This window comes from Mesorhizobium sp. M2A.F.Ca.ET.039.01.1.1 (assembly GCF_003998035.1).
Taxonomy (GTDB): domain Bacteria; phylum Pseudomonadota; class Alphaproteobacteria; order Rhizobiales; family Rhizobiaceae; genus Mesorhizobium.
The window spans coordinates 1-1,967 of record NZ_RZRY01000948.1 but is presented as its reverse complement, the minus strand read 5'-3'; the positions used below and the strand labels follow the sequence as shown (position 1 = coordinate 1,967).

The window sequence follows — 1,967 nt, the reverse complement described above, 5'->3', positions numbered from 1 at the left end:
GTGTATTTAAGTACACGTACTCATCGCCGCCATCACCTTGATTTGACGTCGTGACATCAAGAGACGCAATGTCCGGCCGACACATTTCAATGTGCGCATATCGAACTTCGGGCGGCGCGACCGTCGTACCACGTGCGGCGCGACTTTCATCTTCGGGGTCGGGCACGAACCGGGCATTTCCGCCACATGTCAGATTTAGAATTACATCGACAGACGACTGGCGAATTCTGTCAGAAACCTCCTTAAATAGCTTTACGTCGTAGGTTGCGGCGCCGGTTACGGGATCGCGCACGTGAACATGGACGATCGCTGCACCAGCGCGCGCGGCTTCAATAGCCGAGTCAGCGATTTCTTGGGGAGTAATCGGAAAATTCGGATGGTCGCGATTGTATTTTGAACCGCCGGTTACGGCGCATGTTATTACGACTTTGCGAGTGCCGAACGGCGTTATTGGCATAGACCAGACCCTGTGTTGCTAATGACAAACAGTAGGACCGAATTCTGTAGCTGCGCCACCGCTGTTGAGTTATGAACGTCTGCTACTGATTATGTTACCTGCTGAGATGAGCCCCGGAACTTCCGCCAGATTTGATGGAATCATACGTGAATGCGCGCAGGGCCGGAGGCCGGGCTGCGTACAAAGCTGCGCGATCTTAGCGAATAGGCGGCGGTGCTTGGTATACCCGCGAGGTTCATCCTGTTTCGGTGGGATAGAGAGTTCTACCGGCGTAGCATTACCAAGTGTATCGCGGGGAAAGGCTTTCGGTTCACAAGCGGGAAAGCCGGCGGCGTGTGTCCAGCACTTTTGCTCCGATCTGATCGAAGCGAAGGCAAATCGACAGCGCGCTCCATCAATTGTGCTGCGGGCAGAAGTTTACCCGCAAACGTATTTCTTTCGCGTCCGGAAACCGCGCCACCTGTCGTAACTTATTTCATGGAACTGCCGCTTTCACGTCGCCATCTGCAATGGCGGGCGCTACCAATCGCATAATCAATCACGAGTTTATATAACTATGCTGAATTTCTCTTACCCGTTCTCCATGCGATGCATGGGCGCGATAGAGAATCGGCAGTTGCTGTCGGAAAGGGGTGAGTCAGGGGGCGTAAGCTCGACCCGCTGATTTACAACTTTGTTTGCAGTCGACGCTGAAGGTGAGGACGTGACCGATATGCAGCCCCGGGATCCCCGCAACCCTGGTGCAGCGCTCATCCCACGAGTGGGGTGGGACCTATCGCCTTGGAGCCGGTGGACCTTCCAGCACGTGCGCGAAATGACGACAACTGCTCCAATATGGCGCGGTCCGGGACCTGCGCGGCCACTGGCTCGTTCGCTTCAGCCGCTCGGGGAGCTTATGGTCAGTTTCCGGAATGGTAAGCATTTGTTAGGCGACTTTCTTGAGCGGAATTTTACAGACGGGTTCCTAGTGCTTCATCGTGGCAGGATCGTCTATGAGCATTACATGAACCACCTCGCCCCGCAGAACCAGCATCTCGTGATGTCGGTGACAAAGTCGTTCACCGGGACGCTCATAGGAATTCTGGTCAACAAGGGTTTGCTGGATGTCCAAAAACCAGTCACGCACTATCTGCCAGAACTCGCTGAGACAGCATATCGAGGAGCGTCGGTGCAGCACCTTTTGGACATGTCAAGCGGTGTGGTTTACGAGGAGTCAGGGAGAGAAGGCTCCCACATGCAGAAGGCTCTATACGCTGGCTGGTACCGTACCCCAATGCCAGGCTGGCCGCGCACATATTGGGAGCTGATCCTCTCGCTTGATAAAGCAGAGAGATCACACGGCGCTTTATTCAACTATCGCTCGATCGAAGCCTCCGTGCTCGGCTTCGTTCTGCAGCGGGTGTCCGGGATGTCATTGGCCGACCTGTTGAGTCAGGAAATTTGGGCACCTATGGGGGCGGAAGAAGACGCCTATATCGCTGTGGACGATGCCGGGTGCGCGATAGCTCTG

At 55.1% G+C, this 1,967-nt stretch carries 2 protein-coding genes; one reads left to right on the top strand and one right to left on the bottom strand.

The window, feature by feature from the left end:
• Positions 1–457: 3-keto-5-aminohexanoate cleavage protein (locus tag EOA24_RS35955; RefSeq protein ID WP_145992567.1), on the bottom strand; the 457-nt coding region annotated here is incomplete at its 3' end.
• Between the two features lie 712 nt (positions 458–1,169).
• Between EOA24_RS35955 and EOA24_RS35950 the strand changes: the two genes are divergently transcribed.
• On the top strand, positions 1,170–1,967 hold a 798-nt coding region (locus EOA24_RS35950; protein ID WP_348633102.1), incomplete at its 3' end, for a serine hydrolase.